The sequence below is a fragment of the Cupriavidus necator genome (genome assembly GCF_016127575.1).
Lineage (GTDB): Bacteria > Pseudomonadota > Gammaproteobacteria > Burkholderiales > Burkholderiaceae > Cupriavidus > Cupriavidus necator_D.
Genome location: NZ_CP066019.1, coordinates 919605 through 943098 on the forward strand (window position 1 = coordinate 919605; position 23494 = coordinate 943098).

The window sequence follows — 23494 nt, forward strand, 5'->3', positions numbered from 1 at the left end:
GATCTGGCGGCCGCGCATAAGGCAGCCGGACGTGACTCGCCCCTAATCCTGGCATCAAGGAGGAGACCACCATGCCTGCCAGCCAACCCCTGAACGTCACCGCGTTCATCGACCGCCAGCCGCTGTCGGCGTTCCAGGTGAGCATCGTCGTGCTGTGCTTCCTGATCGTTGCGGTCGATGGCTTCGATACCGCGGCGATCGGCTTCATCGCACCAGCCATCCGCGCGGAATGGCAGCTGACGCCGGCCCAGCTGGCGCCGCTGTTCGGCGCCGGACTCGGCGGCCTGATGGTCGGCGCCTTCCTCTTCGGCCCGCTGGCCGACCGCTTCGGCCGCAAGGGCGTGCTGGTGCTGTCGGTGCTGTTCTTCGGTGCCGCCAGCCTGGCCTCGGCCTGGTCGCAGGACCTGTGGATGCTGGTGCTGCTGCGCTTCCTGACCGGCCTGGGCCTGGGCGGAGCCATGCCCAACGCCATCACGCTGACCTCGGAGTTCTGTCCGGAAAAGCGGCGCTCGTTCCTGGTCACGACCATGTTTTGCGGCTTCACGCTGGGCTCGGCTTTCGGCGGCCTGGCTTCCGCCGGGCTGATCGATGCCTTTGGCTGGCGCTCGGTGCTGGTGGCCGGCGGGGTCATGCCGCTGGTGCTGGCGGCGCTGCTGCTGTGGCTGCTGCCGGAATCGGTGCGCTACCTCGTGCTGGCCGGCAAGCAGCGCGAACGCATCGTCGCCACGCTGCAGAAGATCGCGCCGCAAGCCGACCTGCGCGACGCCACCTTCGTGGTCGGCGAACAGCGCAGCACCAGCTCGCCCGTGCGGCACCTGTTCCGGCCCGAGCTGCTGCGGGGCACGCTGCTGTTCTGGCTGACGTTCTTCATGAGCCTGCTGGTGATCTACCTGCTGTCCAGCTGGCTGCCGACGCTGCTGCGCACCGCGGGCCATTCGCTGCGCACGGCCGCGCTGGTGACAACCATGTTCCAGGTCGGCGGGACGGTGGGGGCGATTGCGCTGGGTTGGCTGATGGACCGGATCAATCCGCACTATGTGCTGGCGTCCAGCTACTCACTGGCGGCGCTTGGCATCGCGGCGGTGGGCAGCGTTGCTTCCGAGCCGGTGGCTGCGGGCATGGCGGTGTTCCTTGCGGGCTTCTGCGTCTCAGGGTCGCAGGTGGGTGCGAATGCGCTGTCAGCCAGCTTCTATCCGACCGACTGCCGTGCCACAGGCGTGAGCTGGGCCAACGGCGTTGGCCGGATGGGGTCGGTGGTGGGGTCGGTCGGCGGGGCGACGATGCTGTCGATGGGGTTGGGGATGCCGGCGTTGTTTGCACTGATCGGCGTGCCGGCACTGGTCGCAGGGTTGTCGATGTTCTCGTTGGGGATGGTCAGGCGTCAGAGGGCGGTGGAGCGCCTGGCAGTCTGAAGGCGGGCGGCCGCGGGAGCCATTGACTGAGGGGGAGGCGCATGGTCGGTCGTCGGGAACACGCTGACCGAGGTCTTCTGCAACACCGTGTGATGCGCGGCCGGCTGCCTGCGCCATCAGCCGAACACCGCCTCCCAGTCGACATCCCCCTTGTCGCGCGGCCCGAGGTTCAGTTCGCGTTCCACGTGATCCAGGTGCGCAAGCATCCGCGCGCAGGCGGTAGCGGCATCGCCAGCCTCGATCGCATCGACGATGCCGGAGTGCTCGTCATCCGGGCAAGCCGGTGCGTTCGGTGCGTTGTAGAGCGCGATGATCAGGCAGGTGAGCGGGCAAAGCTCCCCCATCAGCTTGATGAAAAAACTGTTGCCGCCCAGCTCTGCCAGCAGCATGTGGAATTCGCCCGTGAGCTTGATCAGGGTGCGATGATCGTTATCCGCGCGGGCGCGGGCCTCCTTGGCCAGGTGTTGGCGCAGGCGGCGTAGCCCGGCCTTGCCAGCGCGCGCGACCACATTGCAGACAATGTCACGTTCGACCACGCGGCGCGCCGCGAACAAGTCTTGTGCTTCCTGTACCGACGGACTGGTGACATAGGCACCGCGGTTCGGATGCAGCTGCACCAGTCCTTCCTTGGCCAGGACCGTCAAGGCCTGCCGTATCTTCGTGCGGCTGACGCGAAAAGCCAGTGCGAGCCGTTCCTCGGCCAGCTTCATGCCAGGCGCAACGCGGTGCTCCATGATGGCCTGGCTGATGCGTTCCGCAATGGAAGGCGCCTCTGCTTTTGCGGCCATGCTTTGCTGGGTCGTCAACGTTATCTGCTCGATAGGTGGAGAAGTGGCGCCTTTTTGCCCGCATCCGGGATGCTGGTGAAGGCAATCCGGATGCCAGGCAACGGCTGGAAATATTGTATACAGGTTAAAACGGGCCGCCCACAAGAGCCAGCACAAGAAAACAAGGGATTTCCCTCTTCGTGTTTCGGCCGTTGGGCGAGATATTCTTAATGGCTTCCATCATGGTTGTACACAATTTTGTGCACTAAAGTCGGGCGAAGGGCGGGGCGGAGCGAGTGCATGTGGCACGGCGGCGGTGCGGGCTGACCGCATGCCCATGTCCGGCGTGGGCCAGGCCCGTGACCGGGCAGTGGCCCGGAACTTGCGTCCGCGTGCGGCAACGCAAGCAAGGGGACTCACATGGCAGGCACCACGACCAGGACAAGGGAGGCCAGGAAGGAAGCCGCAACACGGGCGGTGGCGCCTGCCGCCAGCGCCGACCCTCCGTCACGGGAAGGGCGGGAATGCCGGGACGGCGACAGCACGGTGCAGTCCCTGACGCGCGCGCTCCAGTTGATCGAGCTGTTGTCCGATGACGACGAGGGCTACCGGCTGGTGGATCTGGCGGCACGCAGCGGCCTGTCTACGTCGACCGTCCATCGCCTGCTGACCACTCTGGAGCAGCGCCAGTTTGTCCAGTTCGATCGCGAGCGCAGCCTGTGGTACGTGGGCGTGCGTTGCTTCTCGGTGGGTGCCGCTTTCGCCCGCCGGCGCCGCATCAGCGAACTTGCCCTGCCGGTGATGCAACGGTTGAGCGCGCTGTCCGGGGAGACCGTCAACCTGGGCGTGGCCAGCGACGGGCAGATTGTTTTCGCCTGCCAGGCAGAGGGCCCCCACGGCAGCCGCGCGCTGGCCAGGCCGGGCCAGCGTGCGCCGCTGCATGGCACGGCCATGGGCCAGGCGGTGCTGGCAGCCAAGAGCGAACCCGACGTGCTGCAATACCTGCGCACCTTTGGCTTGCCGCGCCTGACCAACAACACCATTGCGCGCCCCTCGCGCCTGCATGAGACCCTGGCCGAAGTGCGCCGGCGCGGCTATGCGGTGGACGACGAGCAGAATGCGGTCGGCCTGTGCTGCATTGCCGCCGCGATTTGTGACGAGCACGGCCGGCCCTTCGCCGCGGTCTCGCTGGCCGGTTCCAGCCAGCGCATCGTGCGTGCCCGTTTCGATGAGCTTGGCGCCTGGGTGCGTTGGGCTGCCACAGAGATCAGCGCAGCCTACGGCGGGCGCTGCACCCGCGTGCCCTGCCCGATGCCAGTGCCCGCAGCGTCCTTGCCTTTCCACGCGGGCGCGCCGGAAAGCTGTTGATTCTTAAGGGTTTATTCAAGAAGTTCCGGCGTGCGGGAAAGCCGCCGCGCGGGTCTGGCCATGCGCTTCAATGGAAGCAATGTCACGACCGGCCCCCGCACCATGAAGACCCTGCTTGCCGATACCCCCTGGAGCCGACGGCTTGCCGCCGGCATTGACCGTATAGCCATCCTGTGCGGATGGTGGCTGATCGTGCTGTCGGTGGCGACCTGCGTCGAAATGCTCGGGCGCAAGCTGGGTGGCTTCAGCTTGCAGGGTATCGATGAAATCGGCGGCTATACCTACGCCATCCTTGGCGCGTGCGGCTTTGCCTACACCCTGGTCGGGCGCGGCCATACCCGGGTGGACTTCCTGCTGACGCGCTTTCCGGTCAAGGTGCGGGCCGTGCTCAACCTGCTGGCGATGCTGAGCCTGGCTGCGGTGGCCGGACTCTGTCTCTGGCGCGCCGGCCATGTGCTGGTGGACACCATCGACCTGCACAGCACCGCGTCCACGCCGCTTGCCACGCCCCTGTGGATGCCCCAGACCCTGTGGCTGGCCGGCTATGCCCTGTTCGCACTGGTGGCGGCCTGCGCTGCCTGGCACGCCCTGCAGCTGCTGGTGCGGCGCGACTGGGCCCGCCTGAACAGCCAGTTCGGGCCGCAGACCCTGGCCGAGGAGATCGAGGCGGAGGCGGACATCCGCGTCGCCGCCGCGCCCGCTGAGGGCAATGGCGCAGGCCAGGGCAGCGCTGAAGGCAAGAGCGAAGGAGCGGCAGCATGATCGGTCCCATTGAAATCCTGCTCGGGCTGTGCCTGATGCTGGGGCTGATGTTCCTTGGCTTCCATGTGGCCACCAGCATGCTGGTGGTGGGCGTGGCCGGGGCGCTGGCCTATTTCGGCATGCCAGCGATCGACGCATTGGGCGAACAGTTGTGGGCAGCCGGCGAGGACTACCTGCTGCTGTCGATCCCGCTCTATATCCTGCTGGGCGAGATCCTGATGCGCGGCGGCGCGACGGACAAGATGTACCAGTCGCTCGGCGACTGGCTGAACCGCCTGCCGGGCGGCCTGCTCCATACCAATATCGGTGCCTCGGCCTTGTTCTCGGCGGTGTCAGGGTCATCGGTGGCCACCGCGGCGACGATTTCCACGGTCGCGCTGCCTTCCTTCCGCAATCGCGGCTATGACCAGCGCATGGTGCTGGGCTCGATCGCGGCCGGCGCCAGCCTGGGCAACCTGATCCCGCCCGGCGTGGCCTTCATCATCTACGGCTCGATGACCAATACTTCGGCGGCGCGGCTGTATGTGGCGGGCGTGCTCCCCGGGGCCATCATGACCGTGCTGTTCCTGGCCACGATCCTGCTGATCTGCCTGTGGAAGCCCGCGGCGGGCGGCCCGCGCGAGGCCCGTGTGCCGCTGCTCGCCAGGCTGAGCAACTCGCGCCACCTGGCGGGCCCGCTGCTGGTGTTCACGGTGGTGATGGGCAGCATCTACACCGGCTGGGCCACGGTCACCGAGAGCGCCGCGCTCGGCGTGCTGGTGTGCCTGCCGGTGGCGGCCGCCTACGGCAAGCTCAGCGTCGCCATGCTGCACGACTGCTTCCGCTCCACGCTGCGCCTGACCGCGATGACCGCGCTGATCCTGGTGGCCGCGCTCTACCTGAACTTCGTGCTCTCCATGCTGGGGGTGCCGCAGGCGCTGGCCGGCCTGATGAAGCAGGTGGACGTGTCGCCGGCAGTGTTGCTGTGGCTGCTGGCAGCCCTCTACCTGGTGCTGGGCATCGCGCTGGAGACCATGCCGATGCTGGTCGGCACGGTCCCGGTGGTCTTCCCGATCGTGCAGGCGGCCGGCATCGATCCCGTGTTCTTCGGCGTGTTCATGGTGCTGATGTGCGAGATCTCGCTGATCAGCCCGCCGATCGGCATGACGCTCTACGTGATCCAGGGCGTGCGCGGCGAAGGATCGATCAATGAAGTCTTCCAGGGCACGCTGCCGTTCTTTGCCGCCATGGTGGTGATGACCGCCGTGCTGATCCATTTCCCGGCGATTGCCACCTATCTGCCCAACCTGATGTTCGGGCATTGACCTCCAAGGAAGCTCCCATGAACGCCAAACGAATCGCCGGCGCGCTGATCGCGGCCGCCCATGTCGCCTGCGTTGCCGCCGTGCTGCTGCCGGGCACTGCCCAGGCACAGCCTGCTCAACCAGCCCAGCAAACGAAGCTGCGTGTAGCCGGCAACCTCGTCGCGACCGGCCTGATCCAGCAGAACAAGGAGCAGCCCTTTTTCGAGAACTTCGCCAGGAACACCGGCCTGCCGATCGATGCCGACTACAAGCCGATGGATGTGCTCGGCATCAAGGATTCAGACGGCCTGCGCGTGCTTCGCTCCGGGCTGTTCGACATCGTCAGCCTGCGCCTGGCCCAGGTCTCGCGCGACGAGCCATTCTTCCTCGGGCCGGACATCGTTGGCCTGAGCACCGACTACGGCTCGGCCAGCAAGGCCGTGGATGCCTACCGCAATGCCTTCGACAAGCGCCTGCAGGAACGCTACGGCGCCAAGCTGCTCGGGATCTGGCCGTTCGGGCCGCAGGTGGTGTTCTGCAAGTCGCCGATTGGCGGACTGGCCGACCTGAAGGGCAAGAAGGTGCGCGTCTATGACCAGTCCCTGGCCAAATTCATCGAGAAGCTCGGCGGCATTCCGGTGACGATCCCCTTCGGCGAGACCCAGCAGGCGCTCGAGCGCGGCGTCACCGATTGCGCGATCACCGGCCCGAGCTCGGCGAACACGGCGGGATGGCCCGAGGTCACCTCATACTTCATGCCAGTTGGCTTCCAGATCGCGCTGAATGCGTACGCCATCAAGCTCAGCCGCTGGAACGCGCTGCCGCCCGACCAGCAAACGCGCCTGGCCGAGGCCTTCCAGCGTTTCGAGCGCGATACCTGGTCCTACTCGCGCGAGTTGTTCGAGGATGCCTCGCGCTGCAACGTCGGCAAAGAGCCGTGCAAGACCGGCAAGAAGTTCGCCATGAAGGAGGTGCCCGTGCGTCCGGCCGACCTGCAGCTGGTGCGCGACGCGCTGACCACGGTCTCGCTGCCGACCTGGACCGAGGTCTGCGACAAGTCTTACCCGCAATGCTCGGCCATCTGGAAGCAGACCATCGGGCCGCTGGTCGGGGTCAAGTGAACACTGAGGACGGCGGAGACGACGATGGATGAGCTTTGGAAACTGCCGGCACATGCGCTCACCGACGGCTACGCCACCGGCCGCTTCACGCCGCAACAGGCGCTGGCGTCCTGCCTGGCGCGCACGGCGCACTGCAATCCGGCGCTGAACGCCGTGATCGCATTCGATACTGAAGGCGCCATGGCGGCGGCACAGGAGAGCACCGCGCGCTGGCGCCGTGGCGAGCCGCTGGGTGCGCTCGATGGCGTGCCGGTCACCGTCAAGGACAACCTGCACGTGCGCGGCCTGCCCACGCATTGGGGCAGCCGCGCGCTGGCGGGCTTTGTCCCGGACCGCGACGAACTACCGGTGGCGCGCCTGCGCGCGGCCGGGGCGCTGATCTTCGGCAAGACCAATGTGCCGGAGTTCGCCATGCAGGGCTATACCGACAACCTCGTCTTCGGCACAACCGGCAATCCCTGGCAGCCGGCCCTGACGCCGGGCGGGTCTTCCGGCGGCGCGGTGGCGGCGGTGGCATCGGGCTGCTGCCCGCTGGCGCTGGGCACCGACGGCGGCGGCTCGATCCGGCGCCCGGCCTCGCATACCGGGCTGGTGGGCTTCAAGCCGTCGCCCGGCCGGCTGCCGCGCGGCGATGGGCTGCCAGAGATCTTCATGCGCTATGAAGTGGTCGGCCCGCTGGCCCGCTGCGTGGCCGATGCGATGGCCATGGCCGAGGCGCTGGGCCAGCCCGACCCGCGCGATCCCGATTCCCGGCGCTTTGCCGGCGTGCCGCTGCAGATGCCGCCGCGGCCATGCCGGGTCTTGCACGTGCCCCGGTTCGGCGATCATCCGGTGGATGCGCGCATCGCTGCCTTGACCGGGCAGGCAGCGCAAGCGCTGCGTGAACTTGGCCACACGGTGGATACCGCGCAGGCGTTCGATCTGGCTGAAGCGACCAATGCCAAATGGTCGCTGTTGTCGCAGGCCGGCCTGGCCTGGCTGGTGGAGCAGGGCGGCGCGCAACTGCCGTTCTGCCCGCCGCTCGATGCGGGCACGTTCGGTGCTGCCACGCAGGCCAATGCATCGGCTGGCGCAGGCCTGCGTGCCGTGCAGCTGTTTGATCTGCTGATGGCCGTGGAGCGTCTGCGCAGCGAGCTTTCCTTGCTGTTCGCACGCTACGACCTGCTGCTGACGCCCGCCGCAGCGGCATTGCCATGGCCGGCCGCACAGTCGCACCCGCCTGTGATCGAAGGCCGCGAGGCCGGGCCGCGTGGCCATGCGGTGTTCACCGCATTCGCCAATGCTGCCGGCCTGCCCGCGATCTCGTTGCCATGCGGCGAGGCAGAGGGCTTGCCGGTTGGCCTCCAGCTGGTGGCGGCGCCGGCCGAGGATGCGTTGCTGCTGGCAATCGCGCGCCAGTTCGAGCAGGCCTTCCCGAGGGCGCCGGGATTCCCGCTCGACGGGCAGGGCCGATGAAGACCCTGGTTGCGCCAGGTACGCCGGCGGCGCTCGCGCAGATGCTCTGCGTCGCGCGTACGCGCGGCGAGCGCGTCGATCCGGCACTGTTGCACCCGCTTGCGCATGGCGGCAGCTACGCCGTGCAGGATGCCACGCTTGCCATGATCGGCCCGATTGGCGGCTGGAAGGTTGGTGCGAGGGGGCCGGGCCAGGAACCCGCCTGTGCGCCGCTGCCGGCGGCCGGCCTGCTGCCGGATGGCGTGGGCCTGCGGGGGCCGGCCTGGCGCCTGCGCGGCATCGAGGTGGAGGTTGCCTTTGTGCTCGGCGCCAGCCTGCCGCCGCGCGGCCGGCCTTATGAGCGCCGGGATATCGAGGCCGCGCTTGCGCTGGTGGTGCCTGCCATTGAAGTCGTGGAAAGCCGCCTGGAGGACTGGCTCGGGGCCGGCAGCGATGCGCAGCTGGCCGACCTGCTCAGCCATGGCGCACTGGTGACGGGGCGCCCCACGCCGTTCGCGCGCGAGTGGCTGCACCTGGGCGCGCTGGAGGCCACGCTGCGCTTCGGCCGGCGCACCGTGGCGCATACCGTCGGCGGGCACCAGAGCCCTGATGTCGGCGCGCTGCTGGTCTGGCTGGCCAACCACTGCGCCGCGCGCGGGGCGGGGCTGAAAGCCGGGCAAGTGGTGACCACCGGCACCTGCACCGGGCTGCTCTTTGCCTCTGCCGGAACCCGCGTCAGCGCCGGGATCGAAGGGCTGGGGACGCTTGCGGCGTGGTTCTGAGGGCGGGGGCTTACGGAACCCAGCCAGGCAGCTCCGATGCCTGCCGGACCCAGCTTGCCACCAGCGCCTCGTCAAGCTCGGCGTCTTCGTGGATGTGGAAGTAGCGTGTGTTCTTGTCCTTGGATTCGACAGGGGGAACAGGGCGCAGCGACATGCCACGGAAGAAGGCCACCTTGATGTACTTCGTCATGCAATGGAAGCTGAGGAACCAGCCCTGGCCCTCGATGCCATAGAACGGCGAGTTCCACTTCACTGCCTTGCGGACGTTGGGAACGTTGCGCTCGATGAGCGCGTCGAGACGGCGCCCGGCGTCTTGTTTCCAGCCCGGCATGGCGGCGATATAGGCCTGCACGGGGGCATCTCCGTCGGCCTTCGCGATCTGGGGGTTGCCGCCTGCGAGCAGGGGCGGGCTGGCAGCGGCCCGCCTGGCCGGAGTCTTCGTTGCGGCGTGCGCCGGCTTCCTGGATGGTTGGTTCGCCATTGCCTTCACTCCATCGAATACACGCTGACCACCTGACAGACAGGCCAAGTCGCCCAGGGCAGACATAGCCGCTGACGACAGTGCTTGAAGCACGACAATCGGGCTATGCTAACCTGCTGAAGCGGATCGGGCAACGAACGAGGGATCGACCGGAACGCTCTCTGTCATGGCCGGACGCGAGCTGCCTCATGCGCGGGAAAAATTCGAGGAATAGGCATCCATGAATCCATCGGAACGTATCGACGAGCTGATCGCAGGACTCACTGACTGGCGTGGCAAGACGCTGGCGAAGCTCCGCAAGACCATCCTCGAGGCCGACGGCGAGATCATCGAGGAATGGAAATGGATGGGGAGCCCGGTGTGGTCACGCGACGGCATGATCGCGGTCGCCAACGCGCACAAGGAGAAGGTGAAGATCACCTTCACCAACGGGGCGAGCCTGCCGGATCCCGACAAGCTCTTCAACGCCGGCCTCGGCGGCAACAAGTGGCGTGCGATCGATCTCTTCGAGGGCGACAAGATTGATGCGCGTGCCATGAAGAATCTCATCCGTGCCGCGATTGCGTTCAATCAGGGCAAGTCGAAGAGGAAGGCACCGTCCGCGGCTACCCGGGCGAAAGCACAAGAGAGCAAAGAGTAAAGGGACACGAAGCATCCTGGCGTGCGGGCGCGCGCCTGAGCATCGCAAAGAACGTCCCGTCCGGCATGCTCCACGCATATGGAATGCCGGTTTTCTTCGTTGGTTTTCGCGTGCTGCGCGCGTAGGTTCGTGGGTTTCAATCTCCCCGCGAATGCCATGACCGCTTCCCGACGACAGTTCCTGCGCCAGGGCGCCGCCGCCACGGCCGCGCTCGCCTCCGGCCCCATCCTTTCCTTCACCACGTTCGCCACCGGCAATGCACAAGCGCAGGGGCGCCCGGTCCTGAAAGCCGGCGACCAGAAGGGCGGCCTGCGCGCGCTGCTCGAATCCGCCAACGCGCTCGACGGCCTGAACTACGACATTCAATGGACCGAGTTCCCTGCCGCGGCACCGCTTGCCGAGGCGCTGAACGCGGGCGCGGTCGACAGCGGCCCGATCGGCGATGCCCCGGCGATCTTCGCGCTGGCTGCCGGCACGCGGATCAAGCTGATCGGCGCCAACCGCTCTGATCCCTACGGCACGGCAATCCTGGTGCGGCCCGACTCGCCGCTGCGGCAGGCGGCCGACCTGAAAGGCAAGAGCATTGGCACCAACCGTGGCTCGATCGGCCACCTGGTGACGCTCAAGGCGCTGGAATCCGCGGGGCTGAAGCCGGAGGACGCCAACCTCCGCTTCCTGCCGCCGGCGGATGCCAAGCTCGCATTGAGCAGCGGCTCGGTGGACGCGTGGGCGACGTGGGAACCCTATACCGCGATGGCGGAAACCAGCGGCCACGCGCGCGTGCTGGTCAGCGGACGCGGGCTGTGGTCCGGCCTCAGCTACCTGGCAGCCACCGATGCCGCGCTGGCGGCCAAGCGCGCGGTGCTGCAAGACTTCCTGCGCCGGGTGGTGCGTGCGCAGCAATGGTCCTACCAGCACGTGCCGGAGTTCTCGGCGGCCCTCGCCCGCATCATCGGGATCCCGCCGCAGGCGGCACGGCTGCAGTTCGAGCGGCGGCACACGCAATGGCGGCAGATCGATGCCGAACTGATCGCCGAGCAGCAGCGCACGGCGGATTTCTACCAGAAAGCTGGGTTGCTCAAGCAGCGGCTCGATGTGCGGCAGACCTTCGACTCCGGGTTCTCCCTTACCGCCTGACTGCCGCGGGCGGCGCCAGGCCGTGCACTGAGTCCATCGACGGCCTCGGCAAGCGCCTCCGGCACGACCATGGCCTCGCCGGAGGCCGCTAAGGATTTCCATGATTGACGCCGACCCGCGCCAGCCCATTTCACGGCCTGGCGCGGCCTGCGCCGGCGCGGACCGTTCTGGTCCCAGCGAATCCGGGCAACTGGTCCTATAGGCCCGGAATGGCCCTCACCTATAAAGCCGTGACCCCCAAACATATTTCCCGTTCCGAGGAGCAAAACCATGCGGTGGATCAAGCAGATAGCGACGTATTTCGCCCTGGTGGCCGCGCTGGCGCCAGCCGCACACGCCCAGAGCAAGAATGTAGTAATTGCTTACCAGGACATGGTGGTGCCCTGGCGCTACGCGCAGGACATGAAGGAGCTGGAAAAGCAGACCGGCTACACGGTCTCGTTCCGGCAGTTCGGCGGCGGCGGGGACGTGATCCGCGCCATGGCTTCGGGCCAGATCGCCATTGGCGAGGCCGGCACCTCGCCGATTGCGTCGGCGCTGTCGCAAGGGCTGGATGTCGAACTGTTCTGGATCCTGGACGATATCAACGCGGCCGAGGCGATGGTCGCGCGCAATGGCAGCAAGATCGCCAGCGTCGCCGACCTGAAGGGCAAGCGCGTCGGCGTGCCCTTCGTGTCGACCACGCACTACCACACGCTGGTCGCGCTGGAGCGCGCCAGGATCAATCCGAAGGACGTCCGCATCGTCAACATGCGCCCGCCCGAAGTAGCCGCCGCCTGGGAGCGTGGTGACATCGACGCCACCTTTATCTGGGACCCGGTGCTGGCCAAGCTCAAGCAGTCCGGCACCGTGCTGATGACCTCCGGCCAGATCGCCGCCGACACCGGCAAGGCCACCTTCGACGGCATGATCGCCAACAAGAAGTTTGCCCGTGAGAACCCGGAGTTCATGGTCAAGCTGGTGCGCGTGCTGGCCGCCGCCGATGAAAACTACCGCAAGAACAAGGCGTCCTGGACCCCCGATTCGCCCATGGTGAAGGCGGTGGCCAAGGTGTCTGGCGCCAAGCCCGAGACGGTACCCGCGAGCATGGCGCTGTACGCCTTCCCCACGCTGCAGGAGCAGGTGTCGGAGCGCTGGCTGGGCGGCGGCGCGGCGCGCGCGCTGCAGTCCGCGGCGCAGTTCCTCAAGGAGCAGGGCACCATCCAGACCGTCCTGCCGGACTATGGCCCGGGCGTCAATGCGGAATGGGCAAAGCGGGCGTTGCGCTGACGCCGCGCCCATCGCGCTGAAGATGGCCGCCGCGCTCAAGCCAGTCCCGCGCGGCCCCGAAAGTCCTGTTGCGGAAGCCCATCATGTACAAGCTTGAAATCGATAATCTCAGTGTCAACTACGGCGTCGCGGGCGGCGCCAAAACGCTGGCCCTGTCGCAAGTCAACCTCACCATGGAGCGCGGCGATTTCGTCGTGGCGCTCGGTGCCTCGGGCTGCGGCAAGACCACCTTGCTGTCGTGCATCGCAGGCTTCATGGAACCCTCGGAAGGCGAGATCCGGCTGTCCGGCAAGGTGGTGCGCGGGCCGGGTGCCGAACGCGGCGTGGTGTTCCAGAAGCACGCCCTGATGCCGTGGCTCAGCGTGGCGGACAACGTCGCGCTGGGGTTGCGCCTGCGTGGGGTGTCGCGTGCCGAACGGATGCGGGTCGCGCATGAGAAGCTGGCCGCGGTCGGGCTGGAAGATGTCGCCGGCAAGCCGGTCTATCAGCTCTCGGGCGGCATGCAGCAGCGCGTCGGGATTGCCCGCGCGCTCGCCTGTGATCCGGCGGTGATGCTGATGGACGAGCCGCTGGGCGCGCTCGACGCGCTGACGCGCGAATCGATCCAGGCGCTGATTCTCAAGCTCTGGGCCAAGGAACAGAAGATCGTCTTCTTTATCACGCACAGCGTGGAAGAGGCGCTGTTCCTGGCCACGCGGCTGATTGTCATGACGCCGTCGCCTGGCCGCATCGCGCACACCTATGAACTGCCGTTCGCGCGGCGCTTCATCGAATGCGGGGACGCCCGTGCAGTCAAGGCCGACCCGGAGTTCATCCGCTATCGCGAAGAGATCATTGATCTGATCCATGCCACCGCTTGAGGAACACGAGATGCCCGCTTCCGTCCAACGCATCGAACCCACGCCGCGCGTCACCAAAGCCGCCGCGGCCGGGGCCAGCCAGCAAATGAAGACCGTCTCGGGCTACCGCCTGCCCGGCGAGGGGTCAAGCTCACGCATCTCCACCATCACCGTGGTGCTGCTGCTCGCACTGTGGTGGCTCGCCAGCCACCTGCGCTGGCTGCCGCCGCTGTTCCTGCCCACGCCTGAGTCCATCGTCACCGCCTTTATCGATGCCTGGCAGGGCAACCTGCAAGGCGGCCAGCCGCTGACCGAGCATTTCGCGGCCAGCATGATGCGCGTGTTCGGCGCCTTCGGGCTGGCGGTGGTCACGGCGGTGCCGGTCGGCGTGATGATGGGGGTGTCGCGCATCGCACGCGGCGTGTTCGATCCGCCGATCGAGTTCTACCGCCCCTTGCCGCCGCTGGCCTACCTGCCGCTGATCGTGATCTGGTTCGGCATCGACGAGACCTCGAAGGTGCTGCTGATCTTCCTGGCCTGCTTCGCGCCGCTGGCCATGTCGGCCCAGGCCGGCGTGCGCTCGGTCACCATCGAGCAGATCAACGCGGCGTACTCGATGGGCGCCACGCCGTGGCAGGTGGTCCGCCATGTGGTGATCCCCGCCGCGCTGCCCGATATCCTGACCGGGATGCGCATCGCCATCGGCTTCGGCTGGACCACCCTGGTTGCCGCTGAAATGGTGGCCGCCACCGCCGGCCTTGGCCAGATGGTGCTCAATGCCTCCAACTTCCTGCGTACCGACGTGGTGATCATGGGCATCGTGCTGATCGGGCTGATCGCCTACGTGTTCGACCTGCTGATGCGCAAGCTGGCGAAGGTCCTGGTGCCCTGGAAGGGACGGATGTGAGGTGAGGGCGTAGTCAGCCCGCGACCGGCGTGTCGGGCAAGGACGGGCTGATGGCCAGTCCTTGCCGTTTTCAGGCGTTACGCCCGTCGGGCGCCTTTTCGCTCCGTGAAGATGAGCTCCGGCTGCTCGGCCTAGTCAGTGAATCCAGTCCCAGTCGATGCTCAGCTCACAGTGGCAAGCGGGACAAGCCAGCGGCTCAGGCAGCTTTCCCGAGACCATATCCTGCAGGATTTCGGAGTGGATGTTCCCGCACGCCGTGCAGGTGACGAAGAGTGGGACAGGAGGTTTCATCGTCGCCATCGCAAGGATGGCCAGCCTTCAGGCCGCCAGATGCTCATCCCGTGCAACAGTATGCGGAGGAAGCAGCGCCATGGCCTCTTCCAGCCTCTGGACCAGCGCGGGACTTGCCGGCTGCAACGGCAGGCGGGTTTCCGGGGAGATCACGCCGGAGAGCGCCAGGGCAGCTTTCACCGGTGCCGGATTCGGCTCCGCGAACATGAGCGAGATCAACGGCGCGAGCTTCGCGAACAAGGCGCGGGCCGCGCGGAAGCGTCCTGTCTGTGCCAGATGCAGCAGGCGCACGAACAAGTCCGGACGAATATGCGAGGACGCGGCGATCACGCCGGCGCCTCCCGCAAGCAGGTGATCCAGCAGGGCCGCATCCTCGCCGCACAGCACGGTGACATGCGGATCGTTGACAAGGACCCCGAGATTGCCGGCGCCGCACTCCTTGACCGCCGAGATCTGCGGCTGCGCGAGCAGAGATCGGATCAGCGCAGGCGACATCGCACAGCCAGTTCGCTTCGGCACGTTGTACAGCATCAGGGGGCGTTCGGTTGCGCGCGCCACTTCATTGAAATGCCACACGATACCCGCATCGGAGGGCCGCAGGTAGCAGGGCGGCGGCACCAGGTAGCCGGCAAGATCAAAGCCGTCCAGTTCGGCAACTTGCGCGCACACCGCGCGGGTATCGATCGCGCCGACGCCAGCCATCACCGGCAGCTCGCCGTGGACGGCCTCGAGCACTGCCGCCGTGAAGACTTGCCGCTCGTGGGTGGAAAGCAGGCTTCCCTCTCCGGTCGTGCCCAAGATGATCAGGCCGTTCACGCCTGCCTCGAGGTAACTCTCAGCCAGCCTGGCGGCGCCCGGCAGGTCCAGCGAGCCGGCACGCATCGGCGTGACCATGGGCACCCAGATGCCCCATGGCGTCTGGCGGGAAGCCGCTGCGATACCGGTGCAGGCATGCACGGCGGCGCCGGAAAAGCTCTCTTCCTCAGTGCGCCACATGGTTGTCTCCCAGGGCTGTCGTGACGCCGAACTCCGCCGCCGGAAAGGCCGTCATGATGGCGTGCATGGCCGCGTCGCGGTCCGCGCGTGCGATCTCCACGTGCAGCGTGGTTTCGCCGTGCCGGTAGTCCACGTTCACCACATAGACGCGGGCCAGTTCACCGAGCACCCGGTGCATGGTCTGCCGCAGGCCGAACACCTCGGTGGATGCCACCGCAAGATGCATGCGGATCCAGGCCGGTGCGGGCTGGGAGACCGCGCGCAGCACGGGCATGGTGGCCTTGCTGCTGCGCAGGGCGGTACGTCGGGGAACGGTATCAACGGCCAGGCTTGACTGTCGCATGATTGGATGGACCGGCGCGGTAGCGGGTCGCGTGTTGGACATGGCTTTATGCTAGCCAGCGCCGTCTAAATTTGATGCAAGGATGTTGGGCCTTGGCGTTAAATCCGCATCAAAATCAGCGACGCTGGCAAGGCGCTCGCGCTCAGAACGTCTTCGTCAGCGACGCCCAGGCCGCAGCCTTGCCGAGGTAGCGGCCCCGGTTGGCACTGGTGTAGGCCACTTCCTTGGCGTTGGTATCGACATAGGCAATCGCCAGCGCGAAGCCCTTGCCCAGGTCCTTGGTCAGGCCGATCTTCCAGTCGGTGTACGAGGCGTCGCTGTTGTGCTTGACGCCCTGGTAGCCGACGTGCGCGTTCAGTGTCAGGTCCCAGAAATTCAGCGGGACATTGGCGCTCAGGTCGACGTAGTAGCTGTTCTTGCTGTCGGCCCAGCCAAACAGGTTGGTGACCGAGTGCGAGTACTTGAGCATGACCGGGCCCCAGCCGATGCCGGCGTACAGCTCGGTGGTGTACGGGCGCGGGTTGTTGTAGCCGCCCGGGTAGTAGTACTCGAGCACGCCCAGGTCATAGTTGAACTCGGTGCCGGCGACCTTGAAGGTGTTCTTGAAGCCGCCGTAGAAATCCATCTCGACCGCGGCCGAGACCGCCGGGTTGGCATCCTCGAGCCAGCTGATGCCGGAGTTCCAGTTGCCCAGATAGAAGCCGCTTTCGTGGGCGTAGTCAAAGCCACCCTGGATGGCCGGGCGCAGGTTGGTCTGGCTGATGCCGCGATAGCGGTAGTCCGAGACCAGCGACACGTTGGCCGTGAACGTATGCGGGGACGGCGCGGCGTCTGGCTGGGATTGCGCCATGGCCGGCATGGCAGCGAGGAAGATGGAAGATGCGGAACATGCGAGCAGCGTGGCCGCGGTTTGGCGCAGGTCAGTCATTGTTGTTGTGGCGAGAGTTGAAAAAATCCCCGTTGCAGGGAGCCTCGCCACGATATGGCCTGACGCGTAAAAACGGTATCAAAAGCCGCGGTGCCCGCGTACAAATCCAATCAATGCGCCTGGATTTCGGCGCTACCCGGCAAACCGGTAGCCCAGCCCGATTTCCGTCAGCAAGTGGGCGGGCCGCGCCGGGTCCGCTTCGAGCTTGTGCCGCAGATGTCCCATATAGACGCGCAGGTACTGGCTGCTTTCGGCCTGGGAGGGTCCCCACACCTCCCGCAGCATCTCCCGGTGCGTCATCACCTTGCCGCGGTGGGCGATCAGAACCGCAAGCAGCCGATACTCGATCGGCGTCAGGTGCACGGCCTGTCCCGAACGGGTGACGACGCGGCTGGCCAGGTCAACCTGCACGTCGCCGAACAGGATCTGGTGGGAACCGCGAGCGTTGGCCCTGGCATGCCGGCGCAGCAGCACGCGCAGGCGCGCGACCAGTTCACCGACGCCAAAGGGCTTGGTCAGGTAGTCATCCGCGCCGGCATCCAGCGCACCGATCTTGTCGGCTTCTCCGCTACGTGCCGACAGGACCAGCACCGGTACGTCAGTCCACGTACGGATCTCGCTGATCAATCGCACCCCGTCTCCGTCCGGCAAACCCAGGTCGAGAATGACGAGGTCAGGTTGCCGGGTGCCTGCCTCGATCAGTCCGCGCTTGAGCGATTCCGCCTCGTGCACCGTGCAACCTTCGGACTCCAGGGTCGAGCGGACAAAGCGCCGGATATGCGGCTCATCCTCAACCAGCAGGACTGTCGGGGAAAAATCAAATGGCATCAACTTCCTCTCTTCTTGCGTGAGACCCTAGGCATCAGTCTGCTCCGGCTCCACCGCCGGCGGATTTCCACGCGGCAACGCTACCAAGAAGCGCGCGCCCGCCTGGCCGCCGGGCCGGTCCGGGCGTTGCGCGGGTTCCACCCAGATGCGCCCGCCATGGGCTTGCACGATTGCCTCGCATACGGCGAGACCCAGGCCGACACCCGCGGTCGCGGATTCGCGCTCACCGCGCGTGAATTTCTCGAAGATCTGCCGTTCCTTGCCCTTGGGCACGCCGGGGCCATCATCCTCTACCGCAATCCTGATCTCGTCGTCGACCGGCGCGGCCGAGAGCCGGATCTCTGTGCCGGCAGGCGTGTATTTGGCGGCATTCTCCAGCAGGTTGCACAGCACGCGCTCGATCAGCACGGCGTCGCATTCGACCAGGGGTACCCGGGACAAGTCGACGACAACCACGCGGTGGTGCTCGAGCGCCTCGCGCATGGCAGCCAGGCTGGCGCCAACGAGCTCCTCCACCGATTGCCACTCCTTGCTCATCCGGACTTCCCGGCCCTGCAGCTTCGCCATGTCCAGCAGATTCACCACCATGGTCCGCATGCGCCTGGCCTGTTCCAGCATGGCGGCCACGGTCTCGGCCAGTGACGGCGCCAGCCCGGGATCGCTGCGCTGCATGGTTTCCGCCATGCCGATCAGGCTGGTCAGCGGGGTGCGCAGGTCATGGGAGACAGCGGCCAGCAATGAGCTGCGCAGGCGCTCAGACTCCATCGACAGCAAGGCCAGCTGCGCCACTTCGACGTAATGCAAGCGCTCGATGGCGATCGCGATCAGCGTGCAGAACACATCGACCTGGCGCCGTAGCGCAGGTTGCGCAAAGGCGCGTGATACCGCAGGCTCGACCGCCAGCACGCCACGGGTCTGCATCGGCGCCTTCAATGGCAGATACAGCACGGTGCTGCCGGGCAAGGTATGCGTGCCGGTGCCTGCGGGCTGGCCGTGATCGAATACCCACTCTGCCAGTACACGGTCGATCGAGTCGGTTCGCGCCCCGGTGTCATGCTGCTCGACATCGGACACGGGCGGCAGCAAGCGGCCTTCCGCGGAAACCAGGAAGAAGGCTGAATTGGCATCGAAGGCAGCACGCAGGAAACGGCTGGCGATCGAGACAATCTGGTTCGGCACCAGCGCCGCGGAGAGTTCACGGGCCAGTTCGTACAGCGTGCGGGCATCGTTCTCGCGCTGCACCGCCACCTGCGCTTGTTCGCGCAAACCGGCCGTCAGTTGCCCGATGACCAGCCCCACGGATAGCAGCACGAGGAACGTCAGCAGATACTGTACGTCGCTGACGGCGAACGACAGCCGCGGCGGTACGAAGAAGAAGTCGAAGGCGGCCACGGCCAATACCGAAGCCAGCGCCGCCGGTCCGCGGCCATGACGAAGCGCGACGCCGACCACTGCCGCCAGAAACAGCATGGCAATGTTGACGACGTCGAACCATGGAAATGCGAGGGCCGACAGTGCCGTGGCACCGGCGCACCATGCCGCCGCCCACAAATAATCTTTGCGCGTGGCCCCGTCGCCTGGCGCTGGGGCGTCTGGCGCTTCAGTGCCATGGCGCGGGCGAAGATCCACCCGCGTCGTGTCTGCCGCCACGCGGATGATATCGATCTCCGGACACCCGAGCGCCAGCGCATCGGCAAAACTGCGGCGGCCGAACAGCCAGGCCGGCGCGTTCACAAATGGCGTCAAGGCCAGGCCGAGAAGGGAGCGGGCCCGCTCCGCAACGGAGGCGCCGCCCCGGCGCCAGTCTGCCGGCGCCCGGCCGATGACCACCTTGGTCAGGTTGTGGCGGCGCACGTACCCCACGATTGCCTGGACCATGTCGTTGCCCGCCAGGGTCTCGGTGCGTGCGCCCAACTCCTCTGCGAGACGCATGGCCGTCTGCAGGCGAGTCTTTGCGAAATCGGACGGGGGTGCCAGCCTGGGGGTGGCGATGGTCACCACATGCCAGTCGCAATCGAGCTGGCCGGCAAGCCGGCGCGCACTCCGGACGACCTGCTCGGCATCGTCACCACTACCGATGCAAGCCAGCACCGCCTCCCGGGTCCGCCACACGCCTTGAACGGCTTCGGACTGACGCCATGCTCGGACATCGGAGTCCACCCGGTCGGCGGTCCGGCGCAGCGCCAGCTCGCGCAGGGCGATCAGATTGCCTTTCCGGAAAAAGTTGCGCGCCGCGTGTCGCGCCTGCTCCGGCAGATAGACCTTGCCTTCCTTCAGCCGGCGCAGCAGCTCGTCGGCCGGCAGGTCCACCAGCACGACTTCGTCGGCGCTGTCGAACACAACGTCCGGCACGGTCTCCCAGACGCGGATGCCGGTGATGCCGCCCACCGCCTCGTTCAGGCTGTCCAGATGCTGCACATTGACCGTGGTCCAGACGTCGATCCCGGCAGCCTGCAATTCCTGGATATCCTGCCACCGCTTCGGATGGCGACTGCCCGGTGCGTTGGAATGGGCCAGTTCGTCAACCAGGACCAGGGCCGGTCGCCGGACCAGCGCCGCGTCCAGGTCGAACTCCTGCAGAACCCGCTCGCGGTACGGCACGTCCTTCATTGGCAAGCGCTCGATACCGGCGATCAGCGCTTCGGTCTCGGCGCGGCCGTGGGTCTCCACGATGCCAATGACAGCATCGGTGCCCCGTGCAGACGCCGTCCGCGCCGCGGTGAGCATGGCGAAGGTCTTGCCGACCCCGGCGGAAGCGCCAAAGTAGACCCTGAGCTTGCCGCGCGAAGCGCGAGCGCCTTCTTCCTGCACCATCTGGAGCAGGGCATCGGGGTCGGGGCGCGAGCCGGCTTCGCGCAATTCGGCATCAGGCATCGGTCGGCTCACCCTCTATGCTGGCATTGGCAAACCGGTTCTGCTTCGCATCCGCGTCCCGGCACTGGGCTATTTCCGTGCAATGGCATCCAAGCCAAGGTTCAGCTTCAGGACATTGACTCCCGGACCGCCCAGGACCGACAGTAGCGGCGTTTCGGTATTTGCCGCAATCAATTGCTTCACCTGTTCGATCGGAATCCCCCTGGCGCGGGCGATGCGCGCCGCCTGGTACTCAGCGGCCGCAGGGCTGATGTGCGGGTCGAGCCCGCTGCCGGAGGCAGTGACCAGGTCCACCGGAACGGGGGCCTGGTTGTCCGGATCCGCGGCGTGCAGGGCGACGACGCGCGCGCGCGCGGCATCGGTCAGCGCCGGATTGGTGGGGCCCAGGTTGGATCCCGCCGAAGCCGCGGCGTTATACGGCATCGGCGCCGTGGCCGACAGCCGGCCCCAGAAGTACTTCGGGTCGGAGAACGGCTGGCCGATCAGTTCCGAGCCAACTGTCCTGCCATCCTTCTCGATCAGCGAGCCGGCTGCCTGATGCGGGAACACGGCCTTGGAGATTGCCGTGATCGCGCCGGGATAGAGCAGGCCGGTCACCAGCGAAAGACCAACGAACACCACCAACATTGGCCGCAGCAAGCCACCTTGCACGGGTGCCGGCGACGGCTGCGGGGACTGCACTTGCGTATTCATGAGCGCTCCGAATCGTGGCAGAAAATCAGACCCAGCCAAACAGGGCCAGGATCATGTCGATCAGCTTGATGCCGGCAAACGGCACCAGGATGCCGCCCAGGCCGTAGACCAGCAGGTTGCGGCGCAGCAGCACCGCGGCGCCCAGCGGCCGGTAGACCACGCCCTTGAGCGCAAGCGGGATCAGCACGACGATGATGAGCGCGTTGAAGATCACCGCCGACATGATGGCCGACGCCGGCGTGGCGAGCCCCATCACATTGAGCAGGTTGAGCTGCGGATAGGTGGTGGCAAACGCCGCCGGGATGATCGCGAAGTACTTGGCGATGTCGTTGGCCACGCTGAAGGTCGTCAGCGAGCCGCGCGTCATCAGCATCTGCTTGCCGATCTCGACGATCTCGATCAGCTTGGTCGGGTTGCTGTCGAGGTCCACCATGTTGCCGGCTTCCTTGGCCGCCTGCGTGCCGCTGTTCATCGCTACGGCTACGTCGGCCTGGGCCAGTGCCGGCGCGTCGTTGGTGCCGTCGCCGGTCATCGCGACCAGCCGCCCGTCGGCCTGGTACTGGCGGATCAGCTTGAGCTTGGCTTCCGGCGTGGCTTCGGCCAGGAAGTCGTCAACGCCGGCTTCCGCCGCAATCGAAGCCGCCGTCAGCCGGTTGTCGCCGGTGATCATCACGGTCTTGATGCCCATCTTGCGCAGTTCGCCGAAGCGCTCGCGAATGCCGGTCTTGACGATGTCTTTCAGCTCGATCACGCCAAGCACGCGTACCGAACCGCCGTTGGCGTCGGCTACCACCAGCGGCGTGCTGCCGGCGCGGGCAACCTCATCGACGGCTTGCAGGACAGCATCGGGGAACTTGCCGGCACGTTCCGTGACGTAGCGGCGCACGGCATCGGCCGCACCCTTGCGCACGTGACGCTCGCCGCCGCCATCGCTCAGGTCAACCCCGCTCATGCGGGTCTGGGCGCTGAACGGCACGAACTCCGGCTTCAGGCTCGCCATCACCGGCGCCGCCAGCCCCGGCAGCTGGCGTGCCAGCGTGATGATGCTGCGGCCTTCCGGGGTCTCGTCGGCCAGCGACGACAGCCACGCCGCTTCCGCGAGCTGCAGCGGCGACACGCCCGGGGCCGGGATGAAGCGCGATGCCTGGCGGTTGCCATGGGTAATGGTGCCGGTCTTGTCGAGCAGCAGCACGTCCACGTCACCAGCGGCTTCGACCGCACGGCCCGAGGTGGCAATCACGTTGGCTTCCATCATCCGGCTCATGCCCGCCACGCCAATGGCTGACAGCAGCCCGCCGATGGTGGTGGGAATCAGGCAGACCAGCAGGGCCACCAGCACCGTGATCGTCACCGGAACGCCTGCCTTTGCCACCAGCACGCTGTAGAGCGAGAACGGCTGCAGCGTGGCCGTGGCCAGCAGCAGCACAATGGTCAGCCCGACCAGCAGGATCGTCAGGGCCAGTTCGTTCGGCGTCTTCTGCCGCTTGGCGCCTTCAACCATCGTGATCATGCGGTCGATGAAGCTCTCGCCCGGGTTGGTCGTGATGCGCGCCACGATCCAGTCGGACAGCACGCGTGTACCGCCGGTCACCGACGAGAAGTCGCCGCCCGACTCGCGGATCACCGGCGCCGATTCGCCGGTGATGGCGCTTTCGTCGACCGAGGCCACGCCGTCGATCACTTCGCCGTCGCCGGGGATCATCTCGCCGGCCTGTACCAGCACCACGTCGCCACGGCGCAGCGCCGTGGCGGGGCGCGCTTCGGTGGCACTGCCACGCTTGCCGTCCTTCAGCACACGTGCGGTGACGGTGGTCTTCAGGCCGCGCAGCGCTTCCGCCTGCTGCTTGCTTCGGCCTTCGGCAAGTGCCTCGGCAAAGTTAGCGAACAGCACCGTGAACCACAGCCACACCGACACCGCCAGGATGAAGCCCGCGGATTCCCCACCGGGGGCTGCCGCCGGCGCGGCCATGGCCTTCAGGAAAAGGATCGTCGTCAGGATGCTGCCCACGTAGGCCACGAACATCACCGGGTTGCGCAGCTGGTCGCGCGGCGACAACTTCCCGAAGGCCGCGACCAGCGCGGGCTTCACCAGCTCCGGCGCGAACATGCTGCGCGCCGGCGGGCGATGATGGTGGGAGCCGTGTTGGCGGTCGGACACCGGCGCGCTCTTTGCCTGAATCGTGTTGGAGGAAGACGCTTCAGCCGTGTTGGCGCCGCGCTTGGCCACCGGGGCCATCGAATCTTGTTGCATGGTTTCTCCGCAATCCGCTAGAGCCATCCGGCACCTGCATCGGTGAGGCAGGGCAGGGTCCGGACGTGTAGGAATGCTCGATATTTCG

The 23494-nt window shown here is 66.7% G+C and carries 21 protein-coding genes; 12 read left to right on the forward strand and 9 right to left on the reverse strand.

The features are described from left to right. Nucleotides 1-71: 71 nt before the first annotated feature. On the forward strand, nt 72-1412 hold the full coding sequence (locus I6H87_RS23160; protein WP_011616860.1) for an MFS transporter: 1341 nt from the start codon (nt 72-74) through the stop codon (nt 1410-1412). 116 nt (nt 1413-1528) lie between these two features. Here I6H87_RS23160 and I6H87_RS23165 read toward each other — a convergent pair whose 3' ends face one another. Then, on the reverse strand, nt 1529-2218 hold the full coding sequence (locus I6H87_RS23165; protein WP_041688034.1) for a GntR family transcriptional regulator: 690 nt from the start codon (nt 2216-2218) through the stop codon (nt 1529-1531). A gap of 381 nt (nt 2219-2599) precedes the next feature. Here I6H87_RS23165 and I6H87_RS23170 point away from each other — a divergent pair, with 381 nt between their 5' ends. From I6H87_RS23170 to I6H87_RS23195, 6 genes are all read left to right on the forward strand, one after another. Beyond that, nucleotides 2600-3547 (forward strand): IclR family transcriptional regulator, encoded by a 948-nt coding sequence (locus tag I6H87_RS23170; protein WP_081225766.1) that lies wholly within the window; start codon nt 2600-2602, stop codon nt 3545-3547. A gap of 102 nt (nt 3548-3649) precedes the next feature. Beyond that, complete coding sequence (locus tag I6H87_RS23175) at nt 3650-4309, forward strand: TRAP transporter small permease subunit (protein ID WP_231881493.1); 660 nt, start codon at nt 3650-3652, stop codon at nt 4307-4309. Beyond that, nucleotides 4306-5613 carry a TRAP transporter large permease gene (locus tag I6H87_RS23180; RefSeq protein ID WP_011616863.1) on the forward strand — a complete coding sequence of 436 codons (1308 nt, stop codon included), beginning with the start codon at nt 4306-4308 and terminating at the stop codon, nt 5611-5613. Before I6H87_RS23175 ends, I6H87_RS23180 begins: the two co-directional genes overlap by 4 nt. 17 nt (nt 5614-5630) lie before the next feature. Next, nucleotides 5631-6713, forward strand: coding sequence for a TRAP transporter substrate-binding protein (locus I6H87_RS23185; protein WP_011616864.1), 1083 nt, complete (start codon nt 5631-5633; stop codon nt 6711-6713). Between the two features lie 24 nt (nt 6714-6737). Further along, nucleotides 6738-8168, forward strand: coding sequence for an amidase (locus I6H87_RS23190; RefSeq protein ID WP_011616865.1), 1431 nt, complete (start codon nt 6738-6740; stop codon nt 8166-8168). Further along, complete coding sequence (locus I6H87_RS23195; protein WP_010813413.1) at nt 8165-8929, forward strand: fumarylacetoacetate hydrolase family protein; 765 nt, start codon at nt 8165-8167, stop codon at nt 8927-8929. Before I6H87_RS23190 ends, I6H87_RS23195 begins: the two co-directional genes overlap by 4 nt. A gap of 10 nt (nt 8930-8939) precedes the next feature. On the opposite strand, the gene I6H87_RS23200 is transcribed toward I6H87_RS23195, so the two are convergent. Continuing rightward, nucleotides 8940-9410 (reverse strand): DUF1801 domain-containing protein, encoded by a 471-nt coding sequence (locus tag I6H87_RS23200; RefSeq protein WP_010813414.1) that lies wholly within the window; start codon nt 9408-9410, stop codon nt 8940-8942. Between the two features lie 220 nt (nt 9411-9630). Here I6H87_RS23200 and I6H87_RS23205 point away from each other — a divergent pair, with 220 nt between their 5' ends. The 5 genes from I6H87_RS23205 (at nt 9631) to I6H87_RS23225 (ending at nt 14202) form a co-directional block, all read left to right on the forward strand. Beyond that, nucleotides 9631-10050: a DUF1801 domain-containing protein gene (locus tag I6H87_RS23205; RefSeq protein WP_010813415.1), complete on the forward strand. Its 420-nt coding sequence runs from the start codon at nt 9631-9633 to the stop codon at nt 10048-10050. Between the two features lie 156 nt (nt 10051-10206). Beyond that, nucleotides 10207-11187 (forward strand): ABC transporter substrate-binding protein, encoded by a 981-nt coding sequence (locus I6H87_RS23210; protein WP_010813416.1) that lies wholly within the window; start codon nt 10207-10209, stop codon nt 11185-11187. 270 nt (nt 11188-11457) lie between these two features. Beyond that, nucleotides 11458-12456, forward strand: coding sequence for a taurine ABC transporter substrate-binding protein (gene tauA, locus I6H87_RS23215; RefSeq protein WP_010813417.1), 999 nt, complete (start codon nt 11458-11460; stop codon nt 12454-12456). A gap of 83 nt (nt 12457-12539) precedes the next feature. After that, nucleotides 12540-13316 (forward strand): taurine ABC transporter ATP-binding protein, encoded by a 777-nt coding sequence (locus tag I6H87_RS23220; protein ID WP_010813418.1) that lies wholly within the window; start codon nt 12540-12542, stop codon nt 13314-13316. A 10-nt stretch (nt 13317-13326) separates the two neighbouring features. Beyond that, the gene (locus tag I6H87_RS23225) at nt 13327-14202 is read left to right on the forward strand and encodes an ABC transporter permease subunit (RefSeq protein ID WP_010813419.1); all 876 of its coding nucleotides are present in this window, start codon (nt 13327-13329) and stop codon (nt 14200-14202) included. A gap of 318 nt (nt 14203-14520) precedes the next feature. On the opposite strand, the gene dapA is transcribed toward I6H87_RS23225, so the two are convergent. From dapA to kdpB, 7 genes are all read right to left on the reverse strand, one after another. Beyond that, nucleotides 14521-15489, reverse strand: a complete 969-nt coding sequence (gene dapA / locus I6H87_RS23230; protein WP_011616866.1) for a 4-hydroxy-tetrahydrodipicolinate synthase — start codon at nt 15487-15489, stop codon at nt 14521-14523. Then, nucleotides 15476-15832 carry a hypothetical protein gene (locus I6H87_RS23235; RefSeq protein ID WP_041688036.1) on the reverse strand — a complete coding sequence of 119 codons (357 nt, stop codon included), beginning with the start codon at nt 15830-15832 and terminating at the stop codon, nt 15476-15478. Before I6H87_RS23235 ends, dapA begins: the two co-directional genes overlap by 14 nt. 142 nt (nt 15833-15974) lie before the next feature. Then, nucleotides 15975-16760 carry a TorF family putative porin gene (locus I6H87_RS23240; RefSeq protein WP_011616868.1) on the reverse strand — a complete coding sequence of 262 codons (786 nt, stop codon included), beginning with the start codon at nt 16758-16760 and terminating at the stop codon, nt 15975-15977. 132 nt (nt 16761-16892) lie between these two features. Further along, nucleotides 16893-17588, reverse strand: a complete 696-nt coding sequence (gene kdpE / locus I6H87_RS23245; RefSeq protein ID WP_011616869.1) for a two-component system response regulator KdpE — start codon at nt 17586-17588, stop codon at nt 16893-16895. Nucleotides 17589-17615: 27 nt separating this feature from the next. Beyond that, a complete protein-coding gene (locus I6H87_RS23250) occupies nt 17616-20462 on the reverse strand; it encodes a sensor histidine kinase (protein ID WP_011616870.1) in 2847 nt (948 codons plus the stop codon). 69 nt (nt 20463-20531) lie between these two features. Next, complete coding sequence (kdpC, locus tag I6H87_RS23255; protein WP_011616871.1) at nt 20532-21155, reverse strand: potassium-transporting ATPase subunit KdpC; 624 nt, start codon at nt 21153-21155, stop codon at nt 20532-20534. A 25-nt stretch (nt 21156-21180) separates the two neighbouring features. Further along, nucleotides 21181-23406, reverse strand: coding sequence for a potassium-transporting ATPase subunit KdpB (gene kdpB / locus I6H87_RS23260; RefSeq protein WP_011616872.1), 2226 nt, complete (start codon nt 23404-23406; stop codon nt 21181-21183). Between the last annotated feature and the right edge of the window lie 88 nt (nt 23407-23494).